17 protein-coding genes are annotated in these 23,262 nt (G+C 38.4%); 10 read left to right on the top strand and 7 right to left on the bottom strand.

Features of this window, described 5'->3' with window-relative positions; translation table 11 throughout:
• Window positions 1-5: 5 nt before the first annotated feature.
• Window positions 6-2,801 (top strand): preprotein translocase subunit SecA, encoded by a 2,796-nt coding sequence (secA, locus tag AC1EK3_RS02100; RefSeq protein WP_415687300.1) that lies wholly within the window; start codon window positions 6-8, stop codon window positions 2,799-2,801.
• Window positions 2,802-2,884: 83 nt separating this feature from the next.
• Here secA and AC1EK3_RS02095 read toward each other — a convergent pair whose 3' ends face one another.
• Window positions 2,885-3,553: a hypothetical protein gene (locus tag AC1EK3_RS02095; RefSeq protein WP_480033411.1), complete on the bottom strand. Its 669-nt coding sequence runs from the start codon at window positions 3,551-3,553 to the stop codon at window positions 2,885-2,887.
• 75 nt (window positions 3,554-3,628) lie between these two features.
• Here AC1EK3_RS02095 and AC1EK3_RS02090 point away from each other — a divergent pair, with 75 nt between their 5' ends.
• Window positions 3,629-4,336, top strand: coding sequence for a lysophospholipid acyltransferase family protein (locus AC1EK3_RS02090; protein ID WP_480033412.1), 708 nt, complete (start codon window positions 3,629-3,631; stop codon window positions 4,334-4,336).
• Window positions 4,337-4,458: 122 nt separating this feature from the next.
• Here AC1EK3_RS02090 and AC1EK3_RS02085 read toward each other — a convergent pair whose 3' ends face one another.
• The gene (locus AC1EK3_RS02085) at window positions 4,459-6,849 is read right to left on the bottom strand and encodes a Stk1 family PASTA domain-containing Ser/Thr kinase (RefSeq protein WP_480033413.1); all 2,391 of its coding nucleotides are present in this window, start codon (window positions 6,847-6,849) and stop codon (window positions 4,459-4,461) included.
• Window positions 6,850-6,946: 97 nt separating this feature from the next.
• Window positions 6,947-8,053: a polyprenyl synthetase family protein gene (locus tag AC1EK3_RS02080; RefSeq protein ID WP_480033414.1), complete on the bottom strand. Its 1,107-nt coding sequence runs from the start codon at window positions 8,051-8,053 to the stop codon at window positions 6,947-6,949.
• Between the two features lie 195 nt (window positions 8,054-8,248).
• Between AC1EK3_RS02080 and AC1EK3_RS02075 the strand changes: the two genes are divergently transcribed.
• From AC1EK3_RS02075 to AC1EK3_RS02065, 3 genes are all read left to right on the top strand, one after another.
• Complete coding sequence (locus tag AC1EK3_RS02075) at window positions 8,249-9,115, top strand: hypothetical protein (RefSeq protein ID WP_480033415.1); 867 nt, start codon at window positions 8,249-8,251, stop codon at window positions 9,113-9,115.
• Between the two features lie 130 nt (window positions 9,116-9,245).
• The gene (locus AC1EK3_RS02070) at window positions 9,246-10,715 is read left to right on the top strand and encodes an RNA polymerase sigma factor (RefSeq protein ID WP_480033416.1); all 1,470 of its coding nucleotides are present in this window, start codon (window positions 9,246-9,248) and stop codon (window positions 10,713-10,715) included.
• Window positions 10,716-10,821: 106 nt separating this feature from the next.
• Entirely contained in the window at window positions 10,822-13,203 is a 2,382-nt protein-coding gene (locus AC1EK3_RS02065) for a DNA gyrase/topoisomerase IV subunit B (RefSeq protein WP_480033417.1), read from the top strand.
• A gap of 188 nt (window positions 13,204-13,391) precedes the next feature.
• On the opposite strand, the gene AC1EK3_RS02060 is transcribed toward AC1EK3_RS02065, so the two are convergent.
• A complete protein-coding gene (locus AC1EK3_RS02060; RefSeq protein WP_480033418.1) occupies window positions 13,392-14,501 on the bottom strand; it encodes a type II TA system antitoxin MqsA family protein in 1,110 nt (369 codons plus the stop codon).
• A 335-nt stretch (window positions 14,502-14,836) separates the two neighbouring features.
• On the opposite strand from AC1EK3_RS02060, the gene AC1EK3_RS02055 reads away from it, so the two are divergent.
• Genes AC1EK3_RS02055 through AC1EK3_RS02040 form a run of 4 tightly spaced genes read left to right on the top strand, consistent with a single transcriptional unit; the run spans window position 14,837 to window position 16,021 of the window.
• Complete coding sequence (locus tag AC1EK3_RS02055) at window positions 14,837-15,019, top strand: hypothetical protein (RefSeq protein ID WP_415682998.1); 183 nt, start codon at window positions 14,837-14,839, stop codon at window positions 15,017-15,019.
• Window positions 15,012-15,254, top strand: coding sequence for a DUF3791 domain-containing protein (locus AC1EK3_RS02050; protein ID WP_480033419.1), 243 nt, complete (start codon window positions 15,012-15,014; stop codon window positions 15,252-15,254). The genes AC1EK3_RS02055 and AC1EK3_RS02050 overlap by 8 nt, the downstream gene beginning before the upstream one ends.
• Window positions 15,251-15,745, top strand: a complete 495-nt coding sequence (locus AC1EK3_RS02045; RefSeq protein WP_415683000.1) for a DUF3990 domain-containing protein — start codon at window positions 15,251-15,253, stop codon at window positions 15,743-15,745. Before AC1EK3_RS02050 ends, AC1EK3_RS02045 begins: the two co-directional genes overlap by 4 nt.
• A gap of 6 nt (window positions 15,746-15,751) precedes the next feature.
• Window positions 15,752-16,021 (top strand): DUF3791 domain-containing protein, encoded by a 270-nt coding sequence (locus AC1EK3_RS02040; protein WP_415683001.1) that lies wholly within the window; start codon window positions 15,752-15,754, stop codon window positions 16,019-16,021.
• Window positions 16,022-16,250: 229 nt separating this feature from the next.
• On the opposite strand, the gene AC1EK3_RS02035 is transcribed toward AC1EK3_RS02040, so the two are convergent.
• A complete protein-coding gene (locus AC1EK3_RS02035) occupies window positions 16,251-17,258 on the bottom strand; it encodes a hypothetical protein (protein ID WP_480033420.1) in 1,008 nt (335 codons plus the stop codon).
• A 355-nt stretch (window positions 17,259-17,613) separates the two neighbouring features.
• On the bottom strand, window positions 17,614-18,582 hold the full coding sequence (locus tag AC1EK3_RS02030; protein ID WP_480033421.1) for an Abi family protein: 969 nt from the start codon (window positions 18,580-18,582) through the stop codon (window positions 17,614-17,616).
• Window positions 18,583-18,893: 311 nt separating this feature from the next.
• Here AC1EK3_RS02030 and AC1EK3_RS02025 point away from each other — a divergent pair, with 311 nt between their 5' ends.
• Window positions 18,894-21,170, top strand: a complete 2,277-nt coding sequence (locus tag AC1EK3_RS02025) for an LPXTG cell wall anchor domain-containing protein (protein ID WP_480033422.1) — start codon at window positions 18,894-18,896, stop codon at window positions 21,168-21,170.
• 206 nt (window positions 21,171-21,376) lie between these two features.
• On the opposite strand, the gene AC1EK3_RS02020 is transcribed toward AC1EK3_RS02025, so the two are convergent.
• Window positions 21,377-23,200, bottom strand: a complete 1,824-nt coding sequence (locus tag AC1EK3_RS02020) for a PASTA domain-containing protein (protein ID WP_480033423.1) — start codon at window positions 23,198-23,200, stop codon at window positions 21,377-21,379.
• Window positions 23,201-23,262: the final 62 nt, after the last annotated feature.

Raw genomic sequence — 23,262 nt, 5'->3', positions numbered from 1 at the left:
AAAACGTGGTAGATATCGTCGATAAAGCCTTGCGTATGGGTGAAGGCCGTCAATTGAAGCGCCTTGAGAACGTAGCAAAGGCTGTGAATGCGTTGGAAGATGAAATTTCCGCGCTTTCCGATGAAGAATTGAAGGGTCAAACTGCTAAATTCAAGCAGCGTTTAGACAATGGTGCAAAGCTTGATGATTTGATGCCTGAAGCCTTCGCTACTGTGCGAGAGGTTTCAAAGCGTACGCTTGGCCAGCGTCATTTCGATGTGCAGCTTATGGGTGGCGCTGCATTGCATTGGGGCAATATTGCAGAAATGAAAACTGGTGAAGGTAAAACGTTGGTTGCTACTTTGCCAAGCTATTTGAATGCTTTGGAAGGCAAAGGTGTGCACGTTGTTACAGTCAACGATTACCTTGCTAGCTACCAGAGCGAGCTTATGGGTCGTATTTATAGATTCCTTGGCATGAGTGTTGGATGCATTATTACAGACCAGCAGCCACCAGAGCGTCGTAAGCAATACAATGCTGATATTACTTACGGTACAAATAATGAGTTTGGCTTCGATTACTTGCGTGATAACATGGCGTGGGAAAAGAGCGAACTTGTGCAGCGCGGTCATCACTATGCAATTGTCGATGAGGTCGATTCCATTCTTATCGATGAAGCTCGTACGCCACTTATTATTTCAGGTCCTGCTGAAGGTGATGTAACTCATTGGTATCGTGAATTTGCAAAGCTTGTTTTGAAGCTTACTCGCGATGTTGATTACGAGATTGATGAAAAGAAGAAAACCGCAGGTATTCTTGATCCTGGCATTGCAAAAATTGAGGATTACTTGGGCATCGATAACCTTTATGAGCCAAGCAATACAGCTCTTATTGGTTATTTGAATAATGCTTTGAAAGCTAAGGAGCTTTTCCTTCTAGATCGTGACTATGTTGTCACAAACGGCGAAGTTTTGATTGTCGATGAGCATACTGGTCGTGTTCTTCCAGGTCGTCGTTATAGCGAGGGCTTGCATCAAGCAATTGAAGCTAAGGAAAACGTGGAAGTTAAGGCAGAAAATCAGACTTTTGCTACTATTACTTTGCAAAACTATTTCCGCATGTACGACAAGCTTGCTGGTATGACTGGTACTGCTGAGACTGAAGCTGCAGAGTTCATGGGAACTTATAAGCTTGGTGTTCTTCCAATTCCTTCCAACCGTCCAGTAATCCGTAAAGATAAGGACGATTTGATCTTCCGCACAAAGAAGGAAAAGCTTACTGCTATTGTGCGCGATGTTGCTGAGCGTCATGCAAAGGGTCAGCCTGTGTTGCTTGGTACAGCTTCTGTTGAATCTTCTGAGATTCTTTCTTCACTTCTTGACGTTGCTCGCATTCCTCACCAGGTTTTGAATGCTAAGCAGAATGCTAAGGAAGCTGCTGTTGTTGCTGTTGCTGGTCGTAAGGGTGCTGTAACTGTTGCTACTAACATGGCAGGTCGTGGTACTGATATTATGCTTGGCGGCAATGTTGAGTTCCTTGCAGATGCTAAGTTGAAGGCTGAAGGATATTCTCCAGACGATACTCCTGAAGACTATGAGAAGCGTTGGCCAGGCGTTTTAGCTGAAGTTAAAGAGCAGGTTAAGGACGAGCACGAAGAAGTTAAGAATCTTGGTGGCTTGTATGTGCTTGGTACTGAGCGTCACGAATCTCGCCGTATTGATAACCAGCTTCGAGGTCGTTCTGGTCGTCAGGGTGATCCTGGCGAATCACGCTTCTACTTAAGCTTGGAAGATGATTTGATGCGCCTGTTCAACACTCAGCTTGTTGCTCGTGTTATGGCTAAGGGATTGCCAGAAGGCGAACCAATTGAGTCTAAGTACGTTTCTAACGGTGTGCGCACGGCACAGAAGACTGTTGAAGCTCGTAACTTTGAAATGCGTAAGAACGTTTTGAAGTATGACGATGTTATGAATAAGCAGCGTACTGTGATTTATGCAGAGCGTCAGATGGTTCTTAAGGGTGAAGATATTCACGAGGACATCTTGAAGTTCATCAGTGACACCGTAGAAAGCTATGTGCGCGGAGCAATGAAAGGTTCTGATAAGCCAAAGAATTGGGATTTGGATGGCTTAAAAGATGCTCTTAACTCTGTAATGCCTGTAGTTCTTGATTGGGATCAAGTACGTGAAACAATCGTTAAGCTTAAGGGTGAAAAAGCTGTTACTGCTTTGCGCGATTTGATTGTCGACAGTGTAGTAAAAGTTTACTCTATTGTAGAAGATGGTCTTGGTGCTGATCCACTTCGTCAAATTGAACGTCGCGTTGTTCTTTCTGTTCTTGATCGCAAGTGGCGTGAACATCTTTATGAGATGGATTATTTGAAGGATGGTATTGGTCTGCGTGGTATGGGTCAGCGTGATCCTCTTGTTGAATACCAGCGTGAAGGCTACCAGATGTACAATTCAATGATTGAGGCAATTAAGGAAGAAAGCATTCAGCTTCTATTCCACATTGATATCAATCAGATTGCTTCTACTGAAGATATTTCTTCTGACGATGAGCTTGATGAAGATGTTGCACAAGCTTCATCTGAGATAGATGCTGAAGATCAAGCTGCTGGTATTGTCGGTCCTGCACCTTTGAGCCATGCTGAGGGAGATGTTCCATTGAGCATGAGACCAAAGAATGAAGAATGGAAGACTCCATGGTCTGATGGACGTACGTTCCCAGGAACAAATAAGAATGACGAGTGCCCATGTGGTTCTGGTCGTAAGTACAAGCTTTGCCATGGTCAAAACGAAGCTGAAAATGAAGCTGAGTGAATTGAAAGCTTACAAAGTAAAATAAATAAAAGGCGGTGTGATCAAAATCATGCCGCCTTTTATTATATTCGATTGATTACTAGCTATACTCGAGCACCATCTCCATAATCGCTGTAATCTTCCTTATAAGGATCAGGTTTTTTGCGATTCATAAGTAGTCCAGCTCCACTAAGTAGCATTAATAAGCCGCATATAATGCCAACAATGTTCGCTATAGCAGGAATAAAAGCACTTACAATAACACCGAATACACCTATAACAAATAGAATCCACAAAACTACATTAACTAAAGATACGTTATAAAATTGTGGATTTGGAGGCACAAAATCATCGCCATATGATTCCATAGTATTATCTAAATCAAGCCAACTTGTGCGAGTATTATCACGAGGACCTTTAGCAGTTATGATTGTGTGAGAATCTTGCATTCTAGTAGGAATAATATAAGATTTATGGCTACTTAGATTTTTTAAGTTAAATTTATTTTTTATTACACTTTTTTGATTTTCAGAATTATTGTCGCTTGCTATAGTGTTGCGCTCTTTCTTTTTTTCTTCTTTCTGAGCGTGCTTTTCAAAACTTTTTGCGCTACGTGAATTAGCAATATCGTTCATGTCGTCAGAATGTTCTGCAACAAAAGATGACCATTCGTCATCAAGATCTCCGTTGTTTTGTTTTTGATTATTCTTTAACGATTCTGACATTAACTCGTCATCACGGCGAGGGTCGTTGGTATTCTTAGAAGAAGTCATGAACTATACTGTAGCAAGTCTTCCTGATTCTATGCTTAAAATGTTCGAAATTGGACTTGCAAGAAAGGATATGGTATGTTGTACTGGTTCTTCGTGAAGGGACTTGGGGGTATTGCCCGCATGAGGATTCATCCATCAGCGCAAGGTGTTAAAAATGTTCCTAAAAAGGGTGGAGCTATTATTGCCGCAAATCATCTTGCTGTTATTGATGACGCGCTTCTGCCATTGACTTGTCCTCGTATGATTCACTTTATGGGCAAAGCAGAATATTTTGAAGGCAAAGGTTTAAAGGGTCGTTTTAAGAAGTGGTGGTTTACTTCTGTGGGCGTTTTCCCTGTAGATCGTTCTGGAGGCGCAAAATCGCTTGGTGCTTTGAATCATGCTCGTGAAATATTAGAAAAAGGTCAGCTTTTTGGCATTCATATTGAAGGCACAAGAAGCCCAGACGGTCGTTTATATCGTGGTCATACTGGTGCTGCACGTCTTGCTCTTGAAACAGGTTGCCCGATTATACCTGTTGCAATTATTGGAACTAGAGAATTACAAGTGCATGGTCAAGTTATTCCAGCAAAAGGCAAGACTAAGGCAATTTATGGCAAGCCTATTCAAGTAGAGCGTGTTCGTGACGAAAGTGAGATCACTCACGAGCGTTTACGCGAAATTACAGATAAAGTAACTAAGTCTATTCAGCAAATGAGTGGTCAAGAATACGTTGATGAATATGCTCAAACCGTAAAAGAACGTATGCGTCAAAAACGTGAAGAAAATAACGAAAATAAGTAAATATAATGCTGATTCTAATGCTATTAGGTTAGTGTTATTAGATATTTAATTTATTTATATTCAAATATTTAAGCGGCGAAAGTTATTTAGCTTCCGCCGCTTTTATAATACTTAAGACACGCTTATATTACTGTAAGAGTAATGATAGAAGGATTTCCATTAGAATCCTTCAATGGCACTTCGCTTCCAGCTCCAGGGGATTGGAAGCGCACTACGTGCATTAAATCACCAAGTGGAGCAGAAATACGAACTTTCAGACCTAGATTTTCAATAATCCTTCTAGCTTCATCACTGCTCTTTCCGCAAACGTTTGGCAATGTAACAGTTTTTGGACCTTTTGAAACAACAACATTAACACTATCGCCCCAATGTAAGTCAGAACCAGCTTCAACGGAAGCGCGGATAATCTTACCCTTTGCTACAGTATCGCTATTTTCTTCTTCGTACTTTACATCCAGCTTAGCGTCAGTTAAAGCTGAATCAGCTTCACTCTTTGTTTTCCCAACAATATCTGGCATTTGCACAGGCTTAGGTCCCTTAGAAAGTAAAACACTTACTTCTTCGTTATGGTTCATGCGTGTGCCAGGTTTAGGGTTAATATCAATTAAGCTGCCAGATGGTATATCTATAGAATACGTGTCTCCTGACTTATCGTGAACAATGTTAGTAAAGCCTGCTTTACGCAATGTTTTCAAAGGATTTTTGCCATTGTAAGTTTTTGGATCTGTAATATCATCCGGGATTGTAGCCTTACGAATTCCACGCGAAATCACAACATTAAGAGTGCTATTATTGTGCTTTTGGATATGGCTGCCGACGACATCAGGATTTGTTGAAACTACTTTTCCTTCTGGCACATCGTCACTATAATCTTTTGAAACTTTGTAAGGAATTCCAGCAATTTTAAGCGTGTGCTCATATTGTTGCCAATTTACATCAGTTATTTTGCAAGATGCATAATTTTTGCATTGAAGATCGTCAGGCTTAGGCAGCGTCCAATAACTGCCAGGACCTAAGAAATACCAAAAACCACCAATAGCAGCAATTGCTAATACTCCAGCTGTGCTTAAACCTGCAATAAGGAAAACACGCTTTTTAGAAGAGCGATTAGGCTTGTTTGCTAAGTTTTTCGCTTTATTCGACATGCCAAATGGTTTTGTTGCATTTAAGTTGTTGTTAAAATTGCCAGAGCTAATAGCAATTGTTGGCATATTGCTATCGTCAAATTCTTCTAAAGGATTATCTTGCGAATTGTATGATACATCTTCTGCATTAGTAGCATGCCATTGCATAGCTTGTGTTTTTTGAAGATTATTTGCATCGGAAGTACCGTCGGACTTCGCTAGTGAATTATCTATTGCTACATTATTGACTTCAGAATTATTTAAATCATTATTTGTGCGTGAATCGAGTCCACTTACAGAATTATCTCTAGGTATTGCAACAGTTTCGTCTGTAGCATTTTGCAATAAAGAGTTTGAATTAGCAGAAAAGTCAGAGCCTGAAGTATTTATTGCTTGTGTAGCATCTGAATTATTATTAGGATTCAATTTATCTGAATAATTTGCTTCAGGTGCAACACGCAAATTGTTGATAGGAGAAAAGTCTGTTTCTTCTGAAAACTCTTGTGGTTCTTCTGCTTTGTATTGCCAATCTTCAGGGTTTAATTGTGTAGAAAGTGCACGTAATTTTGCTAATGCATCACTTGCATCTTTAGGACGTTCGTTCATGTCGCGAGCAGTTAAGTTTGCTATGAATTGTGCAACTTTTTCGCTAATTCCAGGGCAAGCTGTAGCAATTGAAGGAGTGTTTTCATGCACATGCTTAAAAACAAGCGTAACAGGATTATCTGCAGTAAAAGGCACTCTTCCTGCAAGCATTTCCCAAGCCATCATGCCTGCTGAATACAAATCACCTTGAGGAGTTGCAAGATTATGCTCAATAAGTTCAGGAGCAAGATAAGCTGCTGTGCCAAGAAGCAATCCTGTAGAAGATAATGTTGCTTGCGAAATTGCTCTAGCTAAACCGAAATCAGTAATCTGAACATGACCTCGATCGTTAATTAAAATATTTTCCGGCTTGATATCTCTATGCACAACTCCAGCGTTGTGTGCAGAAGCGAGACCATCCAAAGTTTCTGCAAGTAAACGCAGCGTATCTCGCACACTGAATGTGCCTTGCATATTCATTTCATAACGCAAATTAACGCCATGAACATATTCCATTACAAGATAATCGAGCCCGTCATATTCGCCTGTATCATACACTTGTACAATATGTGGATTTGCAATTGCTGCAGCAGAAGTTGCTTCTCTGCGGAATCTAGCAATAAATTGCTGGCGATGCACCCCTTGAGCAAGTTGAGTGTGCATGATTTTAATTGCTACAGGTCTATCAAGGCGTTCATCTTCTGCTTGATACACAGTAGCCATGCCACCCTGAGCTATTTTGCGCACAATGCGATAGCGATTTTCAATGCGCATACCTGGCTGCGCCTGCGTAGCTTCATCCATTGTCACAATCCTTATACGCGTAAAACCATTTTTACTACTTACGAGTGTACAAGCAAGATAGTAAAGAAGGCTAATTTCGAGCGTTATTTACTAAATATTATTGTACATTACGCCATGCTTCAGGTATAAATCGTTTGCTGATTTCATGCAAGATAGCTTTTCCACTATCGCTCAATGTACTCGATTCGATTGCTTGTTGTGAATCATTCCACAGATTCTCAATTCGCCTTTTTGATTTTTCAATAGCACCAGAAGTATGGTAAATCTGTATTATTTTATTTACATCATCTTCACTTCTAGTACTACTCGTGTAAGCTTTTAATAGTATTTCTCTTTCACTATCGTTTCCGTATTGCAAAGCGTCTGCAAGAAGAACTGCACGCTTGCCTTCTCTAATATCACCGCCAATAGGTTTACCTGTAATCTTGCTATCTGAAACAATATCAAGCAAATCATCAGCAATTTGGAAAGCAACACCTAACGAATCGCCAATAGAATTAGCAAGATTGTATGCTTCACTTGGTTGCATGTTTGCTGCAAGAAAGCCGAGAGTTAATGGAGCTACAGTAGTGTAACTAGCTGTTTTCCATCTAAAAACATTCAAAGATGATTCCGCAAGTTGTATTGGATTATCTAGTTGCATCATTTCTATAGACAAATCCAATACTTGACCAATACCAACGTTTCTTTGCATAGATGCAAATGCTGCTAACAATTCCTCGCCATAAGTAAAATTCTTCGCACAATTTCTTGCAATATCGAAACTTTCTGTGGCAAGTAGATCTCCTAGCATTAAACCTAAGCCTGTGCCAATATGCTTATTATTGCAAGCTTTACTTAATGCACAATACGCACTAGGCTTTCCACGTCTCAAATAAGATTCGTCAATAATATCATCATGAATTAATGCAGCTGTTTGAAATACTTCTAGAGCACAAGCTATGTCAAATACAGACTGTTCATGGATTTTTTGAATATTGGTTTCTTTTGATGCAGCGTAAAATGCTGAAATCGTAAGAAGAGCTCTAAGACGTTTTCCGCCTTCGCTTGAAACAATAGCTTGCTTTATTACTTGCTGTAGTGTTTGCGCACATGTGGATGAAAGATTATTTTCTAGTTTCGTATTAAATTGCTGAGAAATTAAAAAAGCAATTCTAGATTCAATATCGTTAAGACTGTAATTGTTGCCTATAAATGTGCTCATATTATGAAAGTTATCCACAGGGCTGAACATTACAAAACGCAGTTATTATTATGGTTTAATAAGCTTTTCACCGCGGAAATAGTTTTTTATTGAATGCTGACTTATATCTTGAGAAACTTCAATATATCAAAAAATGCTATTGCATAGTTTGATTATCAAAATAAAAAATCATGTAAAAAATGAGGGGGAGTATGCATGGAAATTGTAGAGGATGATTTGAAAACAAAGATATCGCATAATTGTATGGATGACTTTGATATGCAAAGTCTTATGCAAATTTATGGTGAAAGCGCTAATTCTTTTAATGGTTGTTTAGATTTTGCAGGTTCAGAAGATTTTGAAAGTTTTGCTGGAAGAGAAATTTCAGATATTAATGGGAATATATATCCTTCCAAAGAGTGCAGCTTTTTTATGACTTTTTCTAAGGAATATATTTACAACAACTGTAGTGATAGTGCGCAATGGATTAAAGGATTAGAATATTGGGTTCCGGCAGTTTCGGAAGCTTTTATAGAAAATGTTGATCGAAATGGCAAGCAATACGCTATTAGAGATATTGCAAGCAGAGCACTTATGCGATGGTACAACATGTTTTCTTACGATGAAAGAATTTTTGGATATGATCTAGTAAACTTGCCAATAGCAATGTTGCATAATATTAATGTTCGTGATGCAATGCTTATTTCTATTCTGGATGAAAATCAAGAATGGTATGACGAAAAAACTTTGTCGGAATTTGCTTGGTGTCCTCACACTCCTGAAGTATCTCGTAATTTGCGGCATTGTTTAGAAGCAAAATTCACTCAAACAAATAATAAGCCTGATATAAAGAGAGCTATTTTCGCGTGCAAAATTTTAAAATCTATGGCTATTATTACTAGAAGCATTCCAAAATTATCTGTGCAAGTTTACGCTTTATTAGCTTATATCAGCTGGTGGTTTAGGCTAGGAGAAGTAAAGTATTATTGCGATTGTGCATTGCGCATTGATCCTGATTGTTCTATGGCAAAAATAGTGTGTGGAGCATTCGAAAATGGTCTTGAGCCAGCATGGATTGAATAATTCGCCACGCCGCAAAAAATTAGTTGGGGAATAATCGTCTTGCTTAAATGGTTTACTACTTAAGGTAAAACTTGCCCTTGCATGAACTATGCCTATATGCGTTACAAGGGGATAATACAGGAGGAACAGTTTGACGAGTGAAGTTGGATCAACGGTCGACAGCGACGAAATGCAAGATGATACTAAGCCTGTAAAAACTCGCAAGGCTAGCGCTGCGCGTAAAACCAGTACTCGAACTTCGTCAGCTGATAGCAAGACGCGCAGTTCTCGCTCAAAGAAAACTGAAGACAACAAGATTGATACTGAATCAGTATCGTCTGATGCTGAACATGACGAAACTGAGGATAGCGTAGATATTGAATCTCAAGATCAATTATCTATTGATGATCCTTTAGATGACGATCCACATCTTGATGTTGATGATGAACATTTGAATCTTGATGATTTAGACGATATTCAGCCAGAAGATATATCTGATGTTGACGATTTAAGCGATATTGACGTTGCAGATGATCTTGATGATGAAGAGTCTGAAGATCTTGATGAAATTGATGATCACGACGAAATTAAGCATGACGCTCCGCAAGTGCCACAAGCAAAAGGCGCGTTTGTTGTACGTGATGATGACGATGACGATAATCTAACTCCGTCTGGTAATCCTAAGCGTCGTGTAATTGCTACAGGCGCTACTGCAGATCCTGTTAAGGATTATTTAAAGCAGATTGGTCGCGTGAGCTTGCTTAATGCTGAGCAAGAAGTTGATTTGTCAGAGCGCATTGAAGCTGGATTGTATGCTCAGCATTTGCTTGATACTCAAATTGATCAAATGGAGTTTAAGCGTAAGCGTGAGCTTAAGTGGGCTGCAGCAGATGGTAAGAAAGCTAAAGACCATCTTCTTGAAGCAAACTTGCGTCTTGTTGTTTCTCTTGCTAAGCGTTATACGGGTAGAGGCATGCTTTTCCTTGATTTGATTCAGGAAGGTAACCTTGGTTTGATTCGTGCAGTTGAAAAGTTTGACTGGAAGAAGGGCTTTAAGTTCTCAACTTACGCAACTTGGTGGATTCGTCAAGCTATTACTCGTGCTATGGCAGATCAGGCTCGTACTATTCGAGTTCCAGTGCATATGGTTGAAGTTATTAATAAGCTTTCTAGGGTTCAGCGTCAAATGCTTCAAGATTTAGGTCGTGAACCTACACCAGATGAGCTTGCTCGCGAACTGGATATGCCAGTAGAAAAGGTTCAGGAAGTACAAAAGTACGGTCGTGAGCCGATTTCTTTGCACACTCCTTTGGGTGAGGATGGCGATTCCGAGTTTGGTGATTTGATTGAAGATACAGACGCAATCGCACCGTCTGATGCTGTTGCATTCTCACTCCTTCAAGAACAGTTTAGGCAAGTTTTGGAAACTTTGGCTCCTAGAGAGGCTGGAGTTATTAAGATGCGCTATGGCTTGGAAGATGGTCAACCAAAGACTTTAGACGATATTGGTCGCGTTTACGGTGTTACTCGTGAACGTATTCGTCAAATTGAGTCTAAAACAATGTCTAAGTTGCGTCATCCTTCTAGATCGCAAACTTTGCGTGACTTCTTAGATCAGTGATTGTGTGAAGTTATATTACAAAGTGTCGTATTGTTGCTTTTGCGATAGTACGACACTTATTGCTTAAAATAATCGGTTGTACGTTTAATAAGTGCAAGGGGTAGAAGTGGTCTCTCATAAAGAGCAGTATGATGCTGATAGCTTGACTGTGCTTGAAGGCTTAGACGCAGTTCGTAAGCGTCCAGGCATGTATATTGGCACTACTGATAGTCAAGGTTTAATGCATTGCCTTTGGGAGATTATTGACAACGCGGTTGACGAAGCTTTAGCTGGAGCTTGCGATCATATTGTTGTCACTCTTCACGATGATGGATCTATTGAAGTTGCAGATAACGGTCGTGGTATTCCAGTAGATGTTGAGCCTAAAACAAAACTTACAGGCGTTGAGGTTGTTTTAACTAAGCTTCATGCTGGAGCAAAGTTTGGCAACGCTTCTTATAATGCTGCAGGCGGTTTACATGGCGTTGGCTCTTCTGTTGTAAACGCTTTAAGTTTGCGTTTAGATGTCGAAGTTGATAGAGACGGTAAAACGCATCATATGGCGTTCCATCAGGGGCATCCTGGAGTTTATAGTGATGAAGATCCAGAGCATCCATCTCCTGCTTCTCCGTTTAAGCGCACGCGCAAGAACAAGCCTACTGAGCTTGAAATTATTGGCACTGTTCCGCCAAAAACTACCGGCACTCGTGTACGCTACTGGGCGGATCCAGAAATTTTTAACTCAACTGCGCATTTCAGCTATGAGCAGCTTATTGCTCGCGTGCGTCAAACAAGTTTCCTGGTTCCAGGCTTAAAAATTACTGTTATTGACGAGCATGTGCCTGAAGGTGAATCTGCAAATATTGAAGAAATTGATTCTCCAGAAGACAATGTTATAGAAGATAATGCTGCAGAAGATAATCTTCTTGAAAACCAGTCTGATAATAGCGATGACTCTGTGCCTGAATTTGAAGAATTAGAATCTGAAACAACATTAGAAGATGAAGATGATTCTGAAGATGATTCTGAAGATAGTGAGTCTGAAGACAATAAATCTGAAGAATCAGCTGCGCAGTCTATTGTAAATGTTGAATCTGCTAACTCAATGCAAAATAAGCATCATCCTCGAGTAGTTGAATTTTTGCATAATGGTGGTGTCAAAGATTTCGTTGATTTTCTTTCAAAAGGTGAAGCAGTATCGGATATTTGGCGTATTTCTGGCGAAGATACGTATGTAGAAGAGACGCAAGCTGTTGATTCCGCGGGAGATTTACATGCTCAACAAGTAACGCGTAAGTGCGGCGTTGATATTGCAATGCGCTGGGTGAACGGCTACGATTCAACGATTATTAGTTTCGTAAACGTTGTTGAAACTCCTGGCGGAGGTATGCACGTTGACGGATTCTTGCAAGGATTGACTAAGCAAATTCGTAAAGCTGTTGAAGATAACGCGCGCAAGCTAAAAGTAAATCTTAAAGATTCGAATACGAAAATTGAGCGCGATGATATTACAGCAGGATTGGTAGCAGTCGTAACTGTTCGCATTGCTGAGCCTCAATTCCAAGGTCAAACTAAGGATGTTCTTGGAACCGCTCAAGTTAAGCCAATCGTTACTAAAATGACTGATGCTCAATTTGGCGAAATGATTACCGGTTCTAAGCGAGGATTCAAAGAGCAGTCTGCTAGAGTTTTGGAAAAAATCGTTTCCGAAATGCATGCGCGTATTCAAGCGCGTAAAACTAAGGAAGTTACGCGCAGAAAGAACGCTCTTGAGTCTGCTTCAATGCCACCGAAACTTTCTGATTGCCAGCCTGGAAACGACGATGTTGCAGAACTTTTTATCGTCGAGGGTGATTCTGCACTTGGTACTGCAAAAGCTGCTAGAAACTCTGCTTTCCAAGCGCTTCTTCCAATTCGCGGTAAGATTTTGAACGTGCAAAAAGCAAGTCTTGCACAAATGCTTTCCAACAAAGAGTGTGCTGCAATTATTCAGGTTGTTGGAGCAGGATCGGGCGCAAGTTTTGATATTTCTCAGGCGCGTTATAACAAGATTGTTATGATGACTGATGCTGATGTTGACGGTGCGCACATTCGTATTTTGCTGCTGACACTGTTCTATCGTTATATGCGTCCGCTTATTGAGCACGGTCATGTTTATGCTGCAGTGCCGCCTCTTCACAGAATTGCGCTCGCTGGAAAGCGAAAGGGTGAGTATATTTATACTTACTCAGACGACGAATTGGCTGGAAAGCTTGATGATTTGCAAGCTAAGTGCATTGATTTTAACAGTGATATTCAGCGCTATAAGGGTTTGGGCGAGATGGATGCGGATCAGCTTGCAGACACCACTATGGATCCTAGAACTCGCATGTTAAGAAGGATTCGTATGGAAGATGCTCAGCAGGCGAGCGAAGTATTTGATTTGCTAATGGGCGATGATGTTCCTCCGCGCAAGCAGTTTATTGTTGATAACGCTGATGACTTTGATCGTTCCAAAATCGATACCTGATTTTGTTTTTACTTGTGTCTATGTTTGCTGGCTTTGGTTTGTCTCTATTCAAGTCTCGCAATAAGCATTAAACATGCATGTAGTAGGTTGATTTTATGTAAAAATCTAGTTATGTTGTGTTGATATTGTGATTCAAGAATTTCCCCTGTTGTGTTCATATCAGCAGGGGAAAATTCTTATTTAGCGTTTTACTTGCTTGAAAACATGTATTGTGCGTACTGGCTAATGTCGTTGGGATTTATCATGTTAAATTTTGTTTTTATTTCGCTAAAATAATCACCAATAATGTTTTTGCTGATTATTTTATTTGATGATTCGTTTTCGTCCAGATCTCCTCGTGTTAGAACCCACGGTTTTTCAGTGTGTGTGAATCGTTCAAGTTCTTTACCGCTGTAGCAGCAAAGATTTTCAATAACACTATCGCATACTGCTTTTTCAGTAGCAGATAGTGTAGTTGTTAGTTCTGCTGTAAGTCTCGTGAGGTCACTTTTTTGAGCGTGTTTATAATCAGCTAATTTTTCTGATGATTTAATTCCTGATATTTCTGTTGTCGGCGAATCGATTGGTGTAAAAGTGTAGTCTTTATAGCGCAAATAGACGTCTTTATACACAGGTCCATGAACCCATGCTTGACAATCATCGGTAAATAAGAACGATTTATAGAATGCAAAGTAAAAACCTTGTATGTAGTACAATGATTTTTGCAAAGCAAGGGGAGTAATGTCCTCGCATTTTACGAGCAAGTATTGTATTACATCGTTTATTTTGTTGCTTGAATCTGTGTTAATAGAGTCGTTATTGCTTGAAGAATTGTTGGACTTAAGCAATAGTTTTTGAGTTGCCTTGTAGCTTTTTTCGTAGCTAAGTGAGGATTTCAGATTGTTCTTATTGCTGATTAACAAGTGCAAGTAATATTCCGGATCATTATAAATGTGTTGCAAAATGTCAGAATATTGTTTTGAAGGGATATCTCCGTCTGCAAACCTAGAAAATGTTTGCTCGCCCCAGCCAAGTAGCAGCGAAAGTGGACGTTTACCTATTGAGTATTTAGCAGGGATTTTCTTGATTTCGTCAAGTGGAATAATATTGTTTTCTTTACGATACACGTCATACAATGCTCGAAGATTTGCGTCAATAATTTCGGGTACATATACGGCAGAACCGCATTCTTTGCAGTGTGCTTCTGTGCCAGTGTAGGAATATTGTTTTCCTTTAATAGATGCAGTCATTGGAATGGATTTTGTTGAGTACTCAACTTCATCCCTGCATTCTTCGCAAAATGTTTTATTTGCATGCATTTATACTCATTTTTTAGGACTAACTAACATTTACTTAAACTTAATTTATGATACAAAAAATAAGTTCATTTATCAAGAAAAATGCATCTATTGATGCATAAATAATTGCACATTCGTTCTAAAATAAAATTCATTAGACTTATTAATGTATTGGCTTGTTTTTATGCTTTAGATGATATGCAAAAATGTAAATTGGAAACTTTTATTTAGTCTAGATAAGTCGTTGAACTCATTTAGTTACTTACAGTATTGCTTATACTGTTGGATATTGTATCATTTTTATTGTTGCTGATTTTGTCTTTCCTGGTAACAGATATTTGCAGTAGGAGGGTTGTATGCCTGATTTAGATGCTATTTCTGATCTATCTACAACAGATTGTGACCTTTGCAAGAAATATCATATTCCTAATGCTGATACGCTTGCTGCGTTTGAAGAAGCTGAACAACTTAAATCTAATCCTAATGTGAAAACATACAGTTCATTTGATGAGTTTTTGAAAGATCTTGACGATGAATGATAATAAACAAGCGAGCTTTGACAAAGATAAGCTTGATTTTGCAATATTTTGTATTGAAAATGTTGCTAAGAAGCTTAATCAAAACCCTCGTGATACGTATGATGCTTTGACTAAGAAAAGTAATATTCTTATGTCTTATATTGTTCCGTCATATGATGTTTTGCATACTCAAGGAAAAGAGTATATTACAAACGATATTATTTCTTTCATGCGAGAAAAAGGTGTGGAAGTATGATTGTTTATCATGGTTCTTTTATGCCTGTTGAATTTCCGGACATATTGCATTCGCGTAAAGATGTTGATTTCGGTGCAGGTTTTTACACTACTTCAATACGCAGTCAGGCTGATAATTGGGCGAAGAAATTTATTCGCAAGGGCAAAGATGCTTTTGTTTCTTCTTATGATTTTTATGAGGATGCGCTTAATAAATTATCTGTGCTTAAGTTTGATTCATATTCTGAAGAATGGCTTAATTTCATACTTAATGCTCGTTCCGGGAATGACTCAAGTAGTTTTGACGTGGTAATTGGCGGTGTTGCGAACGATAAAGTTTATAACACTCTTGAATTGTTTTTTGATAATCTTATTACTAAAGCTGAAGCTTTGGGTAGGCTAAAGTATGAAAAGCCTAATAACCAAATTTGTTTTAGAAGTCAAAAAGCTATTGATTTGTGTCTTACATACGTAAAAAGCGAGTGTGTAAGTGGCAAGTTTTTAGGGGAGTGATGGATTTTGAAGGCGAATCCTGTTTTGTTGCAAAAGAAGTATGCGAGAGTTGTAAGTCTTTTAGCTGAGCGTGCTGGGTTGAGCTATGAGCAGGCGCTTGACGTGTTTTATCATTCAGTTACTTACGATTTAATGCGCAACGGTATTTCGGATATGCATTGCATGAGTGACGGATATTTGGTGCAAGATTTGCTTGATGAGATACATGAATCTAAAGATTATGATAATTCATGTCCTGAAGTAATTTCGGATGCGAGCTTGAAAAGCGTTCAATAATTGTTGATAACGCTTACGACTTCGATTGTTCCAAAATCGATACATGATTTTGTTATAATTTTGCACCCTTACAATACCGCTTTTTGCTAAAGCCTTAGGAAAAGCATGGGGTATTATTTTTCGTTTTTTCATAAAAAAGCCAGCCTTTTGATAGATGCGAATAGTATTCTCAACTAATATCTATCGAGGGCTGGCTTAAAAAACGCTATTTTTGAATATTTTTTTTTATTTAATTTGTTGTGGCATAACCAACAATTAGAATACGACGATTGCTTACTGATTGGTCATGGTTTACTCTATAGTGAAGTCTTAGATTAAAGTCATAAGTAGAATCCTTATGTTTCTTATCTTTCGTGGCGGCAATATGATGTATAGGAGCTTCGCATGTAATGCTATCATTGTCAGTGTTTTGAATATTATATTTGCACTTAATCTGACCGGTTATTTGACGGACAGGAATCCTTAGATACCAATGCACGTATTTTGTTAATCCTTCATCGACAAACTTTTTAGCATCTTTTTTAGTAGCCGCTTCGTCTGTTGTTGCACGACTACTAAAAGTATCTAGTATTTCGGCTATATGATAGTCGTCTTTAAGCCAGTTATCGAATATTTCGTTTAGGCCGCTTTTATTAAAGATATTATTCATATCTTTATGATTAAGAGCGTCTTTCTTATAAAAATCATCCCAGCCGCCGTAAATAGGGTTTAAAAGACGCTGATAATCGTCATAAATCGTGCCAGCTACATAATCTTGAGTCAAATACGCGTTTTTACTAGGGAATGTAGCTTTTAAGCTTTCATCGAAGGCTAATTTTGCTCGTTTTAGAGCATCAGCCTTATTGTCAGCGGTCATTTCGTTTCGCGGCTTAAAATAGTATGGTTGAATGTCGATTTTGCCGTTAGTGCGGTAAAAGTCGGCTAATTCGCGAGCCTTATTGTTCTTCTCGTCAGCCTTTGTGTTTGACAAGTTTTGCGTAGACGCGTTGCGTTGAGCATTGCTAAATTGCGGCTTATTAGATGCTTGCCACCACCAAATAAGACCGACCAGCAAGGGTAGCAGACTCACGCCAATAATGCAGCCTGCAACAATGCGAGTATTGCGTGTTTTAGCGGATTTATCCGCGTCCTCTAAGATTTGCGTAGTATCGTATTCTGCGCTTTCTTCAGTAGTGCCAGCAAGCATTTTATCTAAATCTTCTGCCTGCTTATTGTTAGGTAGGTTATTATTTTCCATATTTGTGTCCTTCTGCTCAAATTAACGCGATGTTCCATTTTTTAGATAACACATATGCTGTCTTGTGAATATAAACGATTCAATAATATTGGGGGGGGGGGGTATTATTTGAGCGCTTTTATCATCTGGTATTTGCAAATGCGCTTTTTGTAGCCGCTTACACTATAAATGGTTGGCAGTGATTAGTAAGAATCATAAGATGAAATATTTGGGGTTATAAGTCTTACAACTTATAGCCCCATAAAAGAAAAAAGAAGAACCCGACGCATCAGATTCTTCCAGGTTTAGTCCGAAGACGTCCACCGCAATTCAATTACAATGCTATCATACAAGTAAAATTGTGCAACGAATTTTACTATTTTTTCATAAAACACTTAAGTAATTTCATATTAGACTTATGCTGAGTTCCAAGTATCTTACTACATATGTTCACAGGCAGCTTTTTTCTCAAACGTTCTGTTTCGCTATCATACTGTTCAACAAAATCCTTACGCATTTTCTCAGGTGCGCCCATTTTACTAAGAAAATAAGTAATAATAGTAACATAAGCATCTATGTATTTAAAATCAATATTATCAATTTTCATTTCAGTTTTAAGAAGTATTGATAACCTATTATCTACTTTTCCAGTTTTAAATCGAGTATCAAAAATAACATTATTATGAGCTATAGCATTCCTCAAATCCTTAATAGCATAAATAAGAAATCTCGTAATCATGCCATCTGAATCTAAATTAGTCGGCAAACTCATAATAGTTGAAACACATTTTTTAACCTTAATGTTCGCACACTCATACAACATTCCAAATTCGCCTAAAGTCAAAGTCTCAAATATTGCCCACACCGGTATAGATTTATCATTATCAAAAAAATGTGCAACAACGCTTCTTTTACTGTAATCTCTTATTAGTGATGAATTTATTCTGCCCTTAAGATTCATTCTTCTAATATAAGCATTTTTATATGCGCTAGAACCTGATTTATGCGATTTGTAAGCCGTTAACGACTTATTGTAAATATCATCGAAATTTTCAGAATTACAATCATCTAATAGTGCTTCTATCACATAGCTTTTCAACGCATTTTCAATGAACATAACAGCAGGATATAAAATCGTTTTTAATCTCATGTCAAAATCATTTAATGCAACGACCTCATCGAAAGAAGAGAACCTGATACGATTAGCATCTTCGCGCACAAACCTATACCCCTTGAAGCCATGATAATAACCAATATTGCGCAAAGATTGCAATTGTGATTTTGGATCAATATCAATGTGATGCGTATTCTTTAAGTATTCCATCAACTCATAAATTGTTAGCATAAATCCCCTCCTTCTAACACTACTAGAAATCATACATCAAGAGGCTGGTATTACGGTTGGTCGTTTTGTAAGCAGATTTCTTACTGTGTGTTTTAATTACTTTTATGCACGTGCGTTTGCTTCGAACTTGCGAAAGTTGAGTATGAAAGTGTTTGCGTGCGCGATTAAGTGTAAGTTTTCATAATTTTGTATATACATTATATTGAATTATGGTATATTAGTTTGCGTGGTTGCATTCTTAGGATGAGATTGCAGCTGTGTGATTTTTATTTTGTAAGTTTTTTTAAATTTGTTTATTTTACGAGGGAAAAATGAATAAGAGAACTGTGCTTATATTGTCGACGACGATGATGAGTATTGCTACAGCTGCTTGCGCTTTTTGCGTTGCACAGAGTGCGAATGCTGCTGAGAGTGTTACAACTGCGGCTGATTCTGTTGTGAATGCTAACTCTAATGTTGCGAATACGGGATTTTCTGACGGGGGGGGGTATCCTTTCGCTAAAAATCCTGATAAAGCAAAGGGTAATGCTGGTTCTAAGGATGTTACGCTTTCCAAGGATGATGCTAGTTTCAAGGATGTTGATGCTTCGAAGAATGATGCTGTAAGTAATAGTGTAAAAGATGATAGTTCTGCAAACGATTCGGCTGATGTAAAGAAAAGCAAAGTAGCTGTATACAAGTCAGCTAAATCTACAAAAGAAGTATCAGAAGATAAAAAAGCAAACGGCGATGAAGAAGACAAAGATGTCAAAGGTGATAAAGAGCTAAAAGAGAATAAGACTGCAACAGGCTCAGCAAATGAAGATCGTGCAGCAAAAGATGATAAAGCGGCAGCAAACTCTACAAATAATGACGATAAGAAAAGCAAAGTTAAGCCTAATAAAGAAGGCATATACGATTTTAGTGATGATAAGGATGTAACAAATCCGTTCCCTAATGTAATTACACCAGCTGAAGTAAAAGAGCTGCAGGACAAAACGAAATCTGTTAGACCTCTGTCTTCTATTCAAAAGATTTTTTATACGGCTTATGGAAAGAAGTTTTCTGTAGAGAATGGTCAAGCATCTGGTGATACTAAAAGTATTGATGGATTTATTAATACGTATAGTGGCAGGCTTGGAAGAATTGATATTTTCATATTTTTACCGCGTGTTGATAAAGAAAGTGTATATACCGGTGATGGTCAATTTTATTCATACAGATCATCCCGTGAGCTAAAAAATCCAGATGGATCAGTAAATCTTGACCTTAATAAAGCTCCTGACGGTAAGATTCCATACAAGCTTGAGGTAAATGGGAAGCTTGTTGGATCCAATTTGGCTGATAAGACGAATATTAAAGTTTATATGAGAAAAAACCAAACGTTTATCCATGTTGTTATGGAGGGCAACAACGCTAATGAAGCTATTTTGGGTTATGAAGGATTTAATCATGAAGACTCATCTGGAGCTTTCGGATATATTGCTTTTATACCAGAATGTGGCGCGCAATTCCATTTTGTTGATGATTTGCAATATCGCAAAGTAGCAAACATTGAAGGGAATGGTGAACTTTCTCAACGCAGTTCTGGTGAAACTGATAGGTTCTCTACTAAACCGTTTACCAAGTTGGATTTATCTGACTTGTCTGAGATTAAAAATATTGCCGGAGTGAGGTTTGGTAATAATCAGGTTGTCAGAAATATGTATACGCCTCTCCTAAGCTACGAAGGAGATCCCAAGAAAGATTCTATTAAGCGCCCAACTATGGAAGAGCTTAAAAATACTAATATCCCTGGTTATATTTATTACAGTAACGATATTGATACTCCTAAAGGGGGAGAATTTACTGCGGATAATACAGGTGATTTTGGCAACTACGACTATGGTATTGTTCGAGATACGGATGATAATCAAGTAACAACAAAGCATTATTATGTGACTTTTAGAGTAATTCCTACGCAGCTGGTTGTGAAATATAAGAAAATTGATGGAACGTTTGAATCAGGTGCAACGTATGGGCTTTTAAATTCTAAGAATGCTCAAATTGGTGATCAATTTGCTGCTGCAAGTGGTGATATTGTTGCAAGTAGTAAAGATGATTTAGTTGCAATGATGAAGTCTCAAGATACTCATTTCATACAGAGCTCTACTGGTTCTTTGCCTACTGGTTATTTATCTAAGGGTGTCGTGTATTTGCTACCAGGACATTATACTGTAAAACCAAATGTTAAAGCGCCAGATGGGTATGAGTGGGTTGTTGAATCAACAGATCAGTCTTCTAAGAGCAGTGCAGATATTAATATTGGACTTCAAACTGGTGATGTTGCGGTTCAAGAATCTGTTACTTTTGTGTTGAAAAAGAAGCCAACGCCGCCAACTCCTAAGCCGAAACCAACGCCAACTCCAATTCCTGAGCCTGAGCAGGAACTTGAGCCAGTGCCAGCTCCTTCTCAGCAGGAACAACCAGAGCAACCGGAACAGCAACAAGCTAAGCATTCTGCCAAGCATCTTCCGCAAACTGGCTCAACCACAACCACAATTTTCGCTTCCGCAATTGCCTCGCTTTTCGCCGGTCTCACCTTAACAAAACGTAGGCGTAACGAGTAGATTAGTTAAGTTTTGCAATTTAACTTTGTTATTGTCTAATGCGTCTTGTGAAAATAAAGCGAACAATGACATAAGGAATCATGATTTGCATAAAAAACGTGGTTCTCGCGAAAACTACGAGAACCACGAAAAAACAGTAGAGCAATTATTTAGCGCAATTTTGCTACATAGACAAATCAAATTGCCAAATTCTGCAGCTAAAAGCACTAATTAAAGGTTTTTATAATATCAAGCGATGACCAGTTAATAGGTTCTTCAAGCTTGTAGTAAACGTTGCTGTCATCCGGAGCTGGCGCGAAAGGCACTGGCTTGTTCTTTTTTGTCGGCACAAACGGGCTTGTCGGATAATCGTCAGGTCCACTAATTTCATCAGGAATAGACACCTGTGTTTTATCGTACAGCTTTGAATCCCTTCGCATAATGAATGGTCGGCTAAAATCAGGCTTATTTTTGCCTTTGCCTTTAAAGTATCCGCTTTTTTCAAGTTCATCAAATTTTGTATTTACAGGAACAAGCACAAAGAAATCATGCATTTTGTAAGTTAATCCTGTATTAGCATCTTTGTCAGAACCTTTATATACTCCTTGATCATCAAATTTTTCAGGATTACTCTCAATGTCTATTTCTTTACCATGTTCACAAATTCGTGAACCTGATGTTGGTGGGAATATATCGTTTCCGCAAGATGGCAAATCTAATCCTTTGTAGAATTCTACTGCGCCAGTATCGCCGGAAAGCAAATGATTTTTCATCATGTCATTCATAGGTAATTTTTTATCGTATAAAATAAATCCCGATATATCTTGCGAATAGTTATTCATACTAAGATCATTTTCATCACTTATCATCATAGGTGACGTTCCATCATGCATTAAATCGCCAATGCGTGTTCCTAATACAACTGTAGATTCACCTTCAACAAACGATGGTGCTTCATTGAAGTACAGACAATCGCCGCCTTTCTTGCACCAAACTCCTGCAATTGGTGAAAGGCCTTTTGTTACGCGAACATCGATTTTTTTATCGACTTCATTTAGTTTATATGGTTTAGTTAATACTTCTTTTGTTTTACTTGCATCAACACCGTAATACACTGTAATGTCGCCAGTGTTCATGGCATACAAGTCGCCTAAATTAGGGTATGAGCCTGTAATCTTGCCAACGAAATCTTTCGAAGAGAATCTTGGTTTTAATTTATAGTTAGTTATGCCAGCTTTTTTAAGCATATTCTTTGCAGTATTCGTATCTTTTCCTAATATGTCTGCAGGCACAACTTTTCCATAGTCTTCACTAGCAATAGGGGTAGCAACAGCAATATGCATATTGTCACCTTCGTAAGCAGGAACAAAAGCATGTCCAGGAGTTGGGTAAGTTGCTACAACAGTACCAGGCTTTGAAGTTGCAGGAACTTTATGAACTTCTACTTTTAAGCCCATTTCTTTTACTTCGTCAGTAATTTCGTTTACAGTCTTTCCCATAACGTTTTTTGGCATACCTGGACCAAGAGATTCCACAACTGTTATTTTTGTGGAATTTTTAACCTTACTACCTGGTTTAATGCCTTTTAATGAAACAAAGGAACCTTTTTTGCGTTTATTAAGTTCCCTAACAATTTCTACTTTAAAACCTTTTGAGCGTAAATTCGTTGCAGCAGCTTGAGCATTTGTATCTTTAATTGCTGGCACTGTGACCATACCTGAATTCGGCTGTACTTGCGTTATGTAATAAATTGTTCCAGCGGTTGCAACTATAGCTAGAACTATTATTGCGCAAATAATTGATATGAATGCGCCTTTTTTCTTATTATTTTTATTACTTTTATTAGTTTCTTCTTGCAACTCTTGAGCATGTGTTTGTTGCTCTACTTGATTTATTTCTTGTTCTTTAGCTTGCTCATTGACTTGTTCGTTAGCTTGTTCTTTAGCTTGCTCCTCAGATTGCTTTGTGTAATTTTCGTTAGGAGTACCGCATTGTTCGCAAAACTTTGCGTCATCTAACATGCTACTGCCGCAATTAGTGCAAAATAACATATTTTCCCTTTCTCTTTAAAACTTACCTAGTTTTTAATAGCTTTAGTTTTATATTATCTATT

The sequence above is a fragment of the Gardnerella sp. C0026F2 genome, from assembly GCF_056590715.1.
Note: the sequence above shows the minus strand (reverse complement) of the source record. Positions and strands in the feature narration are given on the sequence as shown.

Excerpts from the sequence above, each read along its gene's own strand:
- AC1EK3_RS02045 (WP_415683000.1), top strand. The coding sequence starts at position 15,251 with ATGATTGTTTATCATGGTTCTTTTATGCCTGTTGAATTTCCGGACATA.
- AC1EK3_RS02080 (WP_480033414.1), bottom strand. The coding sequence starts at position 8,053 with ATGAGCACATTTATAGGCAACAATTACAGTCTTAACGATATTGAATCT.
- AC1EK3_RS02020 (WP_480033423.1), bottom strand. The coding sequence starts at position 23,200 with ATGTTATTTTGCACTAATTGCGGCAGTAGCATGTTAGATGACGCAAAG.
- AC1EK3_RS02025 (WP_480033422.1), top strand. The coding sequence starts at position 18,894 with ATGAATAAGAGAACTGTGCTTATATTGTCGACGACGATGATGAGTATT.
- AC1EK3_RS02090 (WP_480033412.1), top strand. The coding sequence starts at position 3,629 with ATGTTGTACTGGTTCTTCGTGAAGGGACTTGGGGGTATTGCCCGCATG.
- AC1EK3_RS02050 (WP_480033419.1), top strand. The coding sequence starts at position 15,012 with ATGAATGATAATAAACAAGCGAGCTTTGACAAAGATAAGCTTGATTTT.
- AC1EK3_RS02060 (WP_480033418.1), bottom strand. The coding sequence starts at position 14,501 with ATGCATGCAAATAAAACATTTTGCGAAGAATGCAGGGATGAAGTTGAG.
- AC1EK3_RS02055 (WP_415682998.1), top strand. The coding sequence starts at position 14,837 with ATGCCTGATTTAGATGCTATTTCTGATCTATCTACAACAGATTGTGAC.
- AC1EK3_RS02035 (WP_480033420.1), bottom strand. The coding sequence starts at position 17,258 with ATGGAAAATAATAACCTACCTAACAATAAGCAGGCAGAAGATTTAGAT.
- AC1EK3_RS02085 (WP_480033413.1), bottom strand. The coding sequence starts at position 6,849 with ATGGATGAAGCTACGCAGGCGCAGCCAGGTATGCGCATTGAAAATCGC.
- AC1EK3_RS02030 (WP_480033421.1), bottom strand. The coding sequence starts at position 18,582 with ATGCTAACAATTTATGAGTTGATGGAATACTTAAAGAATACGCATCAC.
- AC1EK3_RS02095 (WP_480033411.1), bottom strand. The coding sequence starts at position 3,553 with ATGACTTCTTCTAAGAATACCAACGACCCTCGCCGTGATGACGAGTTA.
- AC1EK3_RS02075 (WP_480033415.1), top strand. The coding sequence starts at position 8,249 with ATGGAAATTGTAGAGGATGATTTGAAAACAAAGATATCGCATAATTGT.